At 74.5% G+C, this 6,694-nt stretch carries 4 protein-coding genes and 1 pseudogene; 4 read left to right on the top strand and 1 reads right to left on the bottom strand.

Translation table 11 applies throughout. The annotated features are described in order from the left end of the window. The 3 genes and pseudogenes from ACFV8H_RS35765 to moeZ all read left to right on the top strand — a co-directional run. A pseudogene (locus ACFV8H_RS35765) lies at window positions 1-801 on the top strand (hypothetical protein); the annotation flags it as partial. A 123-nt stretch (window positions 802-924) separates the two neighbouring features. After that, window positions 925-1,935: an NAD-dependent epimerase/dehydratase family protein gene (locus tag ACFV8H_RS35760; protein WP_375884832.1), complete on the top strand. Its 1,011-nt coding sequence runs from the start codon at window positions 925-927 to the stop codon at window positions 1,933-1,935. A 230-nt stretch (window positions 1,936-2,165) separates the two neighbouring features. Next, entirely contained in the window at window positions 2,166-3,344 is a 1,179-nt protein-coding gene (moeZ, locus tag ACFV8H_RS35755) for an adenylyltransferase/sulfurtransferase MoeZ (RefSeq protein WP_380408183.1), read from the top strand. 76 nt (window positions 3,345-3,420) lie between these two features. On the opposite strand, the gene ACFV8H_RS35750 is transcribed toward moeZ, so the two are convergent. Beyond that, on the bottom strand, window positions 3,421-6,177 hold the full coding sequence (locus ACFV8H_RS35750) for a flippase-like domain-containing protein (RefSeq protein ID WP_380408181.1): 2,757 nt from the start codon (window positions 6,175-6,177) through the stop codon (window positions 3,421-3,423). Window positions 6,178-6,311: 134 nt separating this feature from the next. Here ACFV8H_RS35750 and ACFV8H_RS35745 point away from each other — a divergent pair, with 134 nt between their 5' ends. Then, complete coding sequence (locus ACFV8H_RS35745) at window positions 6,312-6,689, top strand: MGMT family protein (RefSeq protein WP_380408180.1); 378 nt, start codon at window positions 6,312-6,314, stop codon at window positions 6,687-6,689. The last annotated feature ends 5 nt before the right edge of the window (window positions 6,690-6,694 follow it).

The raw sequence follows: 6,694 nt of genomic DNA, 5'->3' as shown, positions 1-6,694 counted from the left end.
GCGCCGCCCTGCGCCGCGGTGGCCGCGCTCGGCGCCCGCTGGCCGGTGCTGCTGCCCGCCGCCGTCCCGCTGGTGCTGCTGCCCGCGCTGACCGCGACCGCCCCGGCCGAGCCCGCCCCGCCGCCGTGCCGCCCGCCCTGCCCGGCGGAGCTCGGCCCGGTCCGCACCCCGCCCCCGCCGGCCGGCTCCCGGCTGCGCCCCGCCGCGCTCGGCCACGGGCTGGGCCTGGCCGCGCTGCTGCTGCTCCCGCTGGCGGCGCCGGGCCGGGACCGGCCGCTGGCCGCCGCCCTGGTGCTGGCCGCCGCGGTGTCGGCGGGCTCGGCGGAGCGGGCGGCCCGCTGGTACCGGCAGGTCGGCCGGGGGCACCTGGGGGCCGCCCGCACCCTGGCCGAGTTCCGGGCCCGGATGCGCCCGGTGCTGCCGGTCGCGGTCGCGCTGCACCTGGCCGTGCTCGCGGTGCTCAGCTACGCCGCGCTGGCGGTCCTCGCGGTGGTCGCGCCGCGCCCCGGGCCCGGCCACGGCGGCGGCCTGCTGCACCTGGCCGCCGAGCGGGCCGGCCCCGCGGCGTGGGCGGCGCAGGGCGTGCTGGGCCTGCTGCTGGTGCTGCCCGCGCTGCTGGCGCGCTGCGGCCGGACGACGGCCGCCGCGCTGGGTGCGCTGGCCGGGCCGGTCGCGACGGCGGTGCCGCTCGCCCTGGGCCGCCCCTGGCCGTCGGCCGTCCTGCTGGGCGGTGGCGCGGTCGCGGTGGTGCTGCTGGCCCACGGCTGGGCGCTGCTCGGCCGGGCCGGCGCGCACCGCTGACCCTCCCGTCAGACCTTCCAGGTCTTCCAGACCTTTCAGACTTCTCAGAACCGTCAGATCTCGTTCGCTGTATTTCAGTCCGCCAGGTCGTCCCCGACCTCGCTTCGTGGAAGGACGCCCCCGATGAGGGTGCTGCTGCTGGGCGCCGACGGCTTCATCGGCCGCCGGGTGACCGATCGTCTGCTGATGGACCAGGAGTTGCAGGTGACGGTGCTCGGCCGGCGCGACTCGGCCGACATCCGCTTCGACCTGACCGCCGGGAGCCCGGGCGCGCTGGCCCGCTTCCTGGACGCGGTCGCGCCGCAGGTGGTGATCAACTGCGCGGGTGCCACCTACGGCAGCTCGCGGACCCTGATCCGGTCGAACACGCTGGCCGTCGCGACCGTCTGCGAGGCGATCCGGCGCAGCCGGGAGCCGGCCCGGCTGGTGCACGTCGGCTCGGCCGCCGAGTACGGGCCGGTGCCCGGCGGGGTGCCGGTGTCCGAGCAGGCCGAGCCGCGGCCGGTCGGCCCGTACGGGGTCTCCAAGCTGGCCGGGACGGAGCTGGTGCTGGCCTCCGGGCTGGACGCGGCGGTGCTGCGGGTGTTCGACGTGGTGGGCCCGGGGGCGCCGACCGCCTCGCTGTTCGGGCGCCTCGCCGAGGGGCTGCGGCGGGCGCTGGAGCGGGACGAGAACCAGGTGCGGATGCCGGACCTGTCCGGATACCGGGATTTCGTGGACGTGCGGGACGTCGCCCGGGCGATCCAGGCGGCGGCGGTCTCGGCCGCCACCGGGGTGATCAACGTGGGCAGCGGGCACGCCGTGCGGGCCCGGGACGCGGCCCAGCTGCTGGTCCGGGCCTCGGGCTTCGAGGGGTCGATCGTGGAGGAGAACCGGCAGGTCCTGCTGCCCGCGCAGGCCGCCGGCCCGGTCGGCGACCACCTGCCGGGCCACGGCCACCACGCGTCCGGGCCGTACCTGCCGGGCCATCGGGCGGAGGGGCACCGGCCGGAGGGCCGGCCCGCCCCGGGGGAGCCGGTGCCGTGGCGCCAGGCGGACGTGCGGACCGCCCGGGACCGTCTCGGCTGGCGGACACAGGTGCCGCTGGAGGAGTCGCTGGGGGACGTCTGGCTGGAGACGGCCTGCCGGGTGTGAGGGGGACGCGGGGGCACCCCGGGCCCGCAACCACGGGCCCGGGGTGCTCCGGGGGCCTCCGGCGGGCGGTTCCACGATCCGGCGCGGCCCGTCTCGCCCATCGGACGAGCTGTCTCGGAATACCGGTGGGGCATGACACTGTTGGCCTAGAGAGCCACCTGAGTGGCGGTGCAACAACCCCGTCCGAGGCTGGCCCCGGCCGCCTGAACAAGAGACCCATCGGAGTCCCCGTGTCGTTGCCACCCCTGGTAGAGCCGGCCGACGAGCTCACCGTCGACGAGGTCCGCAGGTACTCCCGCCACCTGATCATCCCGGACGTCGGGATGGCCGGGCAGAAGCGGTTGAAGAACGCCAAGGTGCTCTGCGTCGGCGCCGGCGGCCTCGGTTCGCCCGCGCTGATGTACCTGGCGGCCGCCGGTGTCGGCACGCTGGGCATCGTCGAGTTCGACGTGGTCGACGAGTCGAACCTGCAGCGCCAGATCATCCACGGCCAGGCCGACATCGGGCGCTCCAAGGCGGAGTCCGCGCGCGACTCGGTGCAGCAGATCAACCCGTACGTCGAGGTGGTCCTGCACGAGGAGCGCCTGGACAACTCCAACGTGATGGAGATCTTCTCCGGCTACGACCTGATCGTGGACGGCACGGACAACTTCGCCACCCGCTACCTGGTGAACGACGCCGCGGTGCTGCTCGGCAAGCCGTACGTGTGGGGCTCGATCTACCGCTTCGACGGCCAGGCCAGCGTGTTCTGGGCCGAGCACGGACCCTGCTACCGCTGCCTCTACCCGGAGGCCCCGCCGGCGGGCATGGTCCCGTCCTGCGCCGAGGGCGGCGTGCTGGGCGTGCTCTGCGCGTCCATCGGCTCGATCCAGGTGACCGAGGCGATCAAGCTGCTGGCCGGGATCGGCGACCCGCTGGTCGGCCGGCTGATGATCTACGACGCCCTGGAGATGAACTACCGCCAGGTGAAGGTCCGCAAGGACCCGGACTGCGCGGTCTGCGGCGAGAACCCGACGGTCACCGAGCTGATCGACTACGAGGCCTTCTGCGGCGTCGTGTCGGAGGAGGCGCAGGCCGCCGCCGCCGGTTCGACCATCACCTCGAAGCAGCTCAAGCAGTGGCAGGACGACGAGGAGGACATCTACCTCATCGACGTCCGCGAGCCCGGTGAGTACGAGATCGTCAACATCCCCGGCGCGGTGCTGATCCCGAAGAACGAGTTCCTCATGGGCGACGCCCTGGAGAAGCTGCCGCAGGACCGGAAGATCGTGCTGCACTGCAAGTCGGGCGTGCGCTCGGCCGAGGTGCTGGCCGTGGTCAAGGCCGCGGGCTTCGCCAACGCCGTCCACCTGGGCGGCGGCGTGCTCGGCTGGGTGAACCAGGTCGAGCCGCACAAGCCGGTCTACTAGGCCGCCGGCCGGACTGACGCATCAGGGGCCCCACCGCTCGGCGGTGGGGCCCCTGACGCGTCCGCGGGTGCCCCGCTCAGAGCGCGTGCCTGCGCTGCAGCACGTTGTAGGCGATCCAGCCCGGCAGCACCGGCAGCCAGAAGGTGAGCGCCCGGAAGAGGAACACCGCCGGGGTGGCGACCGCGGGGGAGACGTCCGCGACGGTCAGGGCGCCGATCAGGGCCACCTCGACCGGGCCGATGCCGCCCGGGGTGGGGATCGCCGAGCCGGCCGCGTTCGCGGTCAGGAAGACCACCGCGACGGCCGAGAAGCTGACGTCGCCGCCGAAGGCCTGCACCGAGAAGTCCAGGCAGGCGGTGAAGGACAGGGTCAGCAGCAGGATGCCGCCGAAGCCGGTGATCAGCTTGCTGGGCGTCTGCATCAGGTCGAGCATCCGCGGCACCACGCCGAAGAACAGCGAGCGCAGCCGGCCCAGCACGAAGCGGCGCAGCGGCGCCACCGCGGCCACCACCAGGGCGAGCACGGCGGCGGTCAGCACCCCGATGATCACCGCCCGGGAGGCGGAGAGGTCGCCGTTGGTCTGGCTGCCGGTGATCAGGCCGAAGCTGAACAGCAGCAGCAGGTGCCCGGCCAGGCCCGCCAGCTGGGAGGCGCCGACCGAGGCGACCGCCTGGCCCGGGCGGATCCCGGCCTTCTGCAGGTAGCGGGTGTTGAGCGCGATGCCGCCGATCGCCGCGGGGGCGACCAGCTTCACGAAGGAGCCGGCCAGCTGGGCCGCGACGGTGCGCCGGAACGGCAGCCGCTCGGGGACGAAGCCGGTCAGGCTCATCGCGGCGGCGACGTAGCTGAACGCGGCCGCCAGCAGGGCCGCAGCCGCCCACGCCCAGTTCATCTGGGAGAGCTTGAGCTGGGCCGGTTTGATGGTGGTCAGCGCCAGGTAGGCGGCGAAGGTGAGCGCGATCACCATGATCAGGCTCTTCGGCTTGAGCCGCTCCAGCTTGGCCGGCTCCATCGGCGCCTCGGGGGCGATCTGCAGGATCTGGCCGCGGATGCGGCTGAGCAGGTCCTCGCCGGCCGCCGCGATGTCCTCCTCGGCCTGTTCCTGGGTGCGCTCGCCGGCCGCGACCTGCTCCAGGGCCCTGGCCCGGGCGGCGGTCTTGCGCTCCTTGGTGAGCTTGGCGAGGTCGACCCGGGTGGAGCGGCTCATCCCGACCGGCTGGAGCAGCGGCAGGGCCTGGGCGACCCGGTCCGCGCCGAGCACCGCGTTGGCGGTGGCGACGGCCCGCTCGGGGCCGATCCGCAGCGCGAAGGTGGTGAGCAGCTGGGCGACGTCGATGCGCAGGGTCAGGTCGGTGGCGGCGATGTCGCCGCCGGAGAGGTTGACCAGGCAGGCCGTCTCGTCGTCCACGACCAGCAGCGACTCGCCGGTCAGCCGGCGGTGGGCGATCCGGCGCTCGTGCAGGGCCGCCACCGACTGCCACAGCGAGGCCATCACCCGGTCGGTGACCTCCGCGTCGGCGAGCTCGTCCAGGGTGCGGCCCTCGACGTTCTCGTACACCAGGATCGCGGCGTCCGGGCCCAGCTCGGAGGTGGCCACCAGCTGCGGCGCGCGGGCGCCCGAGGCGGCCGCCGCGTACGCGATCAGGGCCTCCTGCTCCAGCGCCTGGCGCAGCGACTGGGGGCTGCGGCGCACCGCCACCGAGCGCAGCCGCAGCCGGCGCCAGGCCCGGTAGAAGAAGCCGGAGGCCTGCTGCTCGCGGTCGATGATGTGGACGTCCAGCGGCGGGCCGTCCTGCTGGGTGACGTAGTAGCGGCGGGTGCCGCCGGGGGCGTCCGGGGCGCGGTGGGCGCCGTCCGGGGTGAAGCCGACCTTGCGCAGGCCGATCATCAGGTGCTGGCCGGTGGGCCGGATGTTGGGGGAGCCGATCGCGTACAGCGTGCCGTAGGCGACGGACCAGCCGATCAGCACGGTGAGCATCAGCGACAGCGGGGTGGTGTAGCCGCCGAGCAGCTCGGTGACCCCGCTGAAGACCACCACCACCCACAGCGCCACCCGCCAGCGCGGTCGGCTCGACATGCCGACGGCGGTCATGTAGGCGATCACCGGGGCGAGGTAGCCGTGCACCGGGTCGGTGAGGCTGCCGTTGCTGTCCAGCGGCAGCCGGGTCAGCGCCGTGCGGATGTGCTCGGAGGCGCCCTCGGCCACCCACCAGTCGATGCCCAGCGAGACGCCGTACGCGAGCACCGAGGCGAGCACGCCGTCGGCGACCCGCAGGCCGTCGCGTTTGATCAGCCGCTCGACCGCGAAGGCCAGCGGCACGGCGAGCACCGCGACGCTGGAGACCAGGCCGGTGATGGTGGACAGCACCGCGGAGAAGTGCGGCGCGTTGGTGGCGATGTCCTGCTCGATGCCGGTGGTCGTCGAGGTGGCGATGCCGGCCAGGACGAAGACGGCGACTATCCCGAAGACCCCGGCCAGGAAGCGGATCAGGTCGGACGGGCGGTGCGCGCGGGCGGCGAGCAGCGGCTCGTCGACGTCCAGGTGCGGGGCGTCGTCCAGCGGGTCGTGGTACTCGGTCCGTGCGGCCGGGGCCGGGACGGGCGCGGCTGGGGCGGGGACGGGCGCGGCGGGCGCGGGTGCGGGCGGCTCCGCCGGGGCCTCGGGGGCCTTCTCGGGCGTGGGGGTCTTGATCGTCAGGTCCTTGATCAGGGAGACTTCCGGGGTCGGCCCGCTCCCGGGCCGCCCTTCGGACTCGTCACCGGGCGCCGGGGGCACGACGGATCCGGACTCGTCGGAGTCCTTGTCCACGCCCACGTCAGCCGTCCCGGTCATCTGGTCTTGTCCTCGTATCACCACTCACCGCCCCGAAGATGGTGGCATGCCCCGGGCCCCCGTGCTGGACAGGGGCCGGATCGGGCGCGGCGGGTCGTTCGTACGGGGCCGCGCGCGCGTCCCCATGAGGAAGAATGCCGCAGGTGACGGACGTAACAGACGACGGCGTCCCGGACGCCCTACCACCGTTCGCCGAACTGGTGCTCGACCTGACCGAGCGGATTCCACCCGGCCGGGTGATGACCTACGGCGACGTCGCCGAGTACCTCGGCCAGGGCGGCCCCCGGCAGGTCGGCCGGGTGATGGCCCTGTACGGCGGCTCGGTGCCCTGGTGGCGGGTGATCCGCGCGGACGGCCGCCCGCTGCCCGGCCACGAGCACCGCGCCCTCGCCCACTACGGCGAGGAGGGCACCCCGCTGCGCGCACTCGCCGACCCGCCCCGGGTCGACCTCGGGCGGGCCCGCTGGGACGGCGGGGAGGATTCACCGAATCCCGGGCGCGGACGGGATTGACGGGG

It is taken from the genome of Kitasatospora sp. NPDC059827 (assembly GCF_042731675.1).
Lineage (GTDB): Bacteria > Actinomycetota > Actinomycetes > Streptomycetales > Streptomycetaceae > Kitasatospora.
Note: the sequence above shows the minus strand (reverse complement) of the source record. Positions and strands in the feature narration are given on the sequence as shown.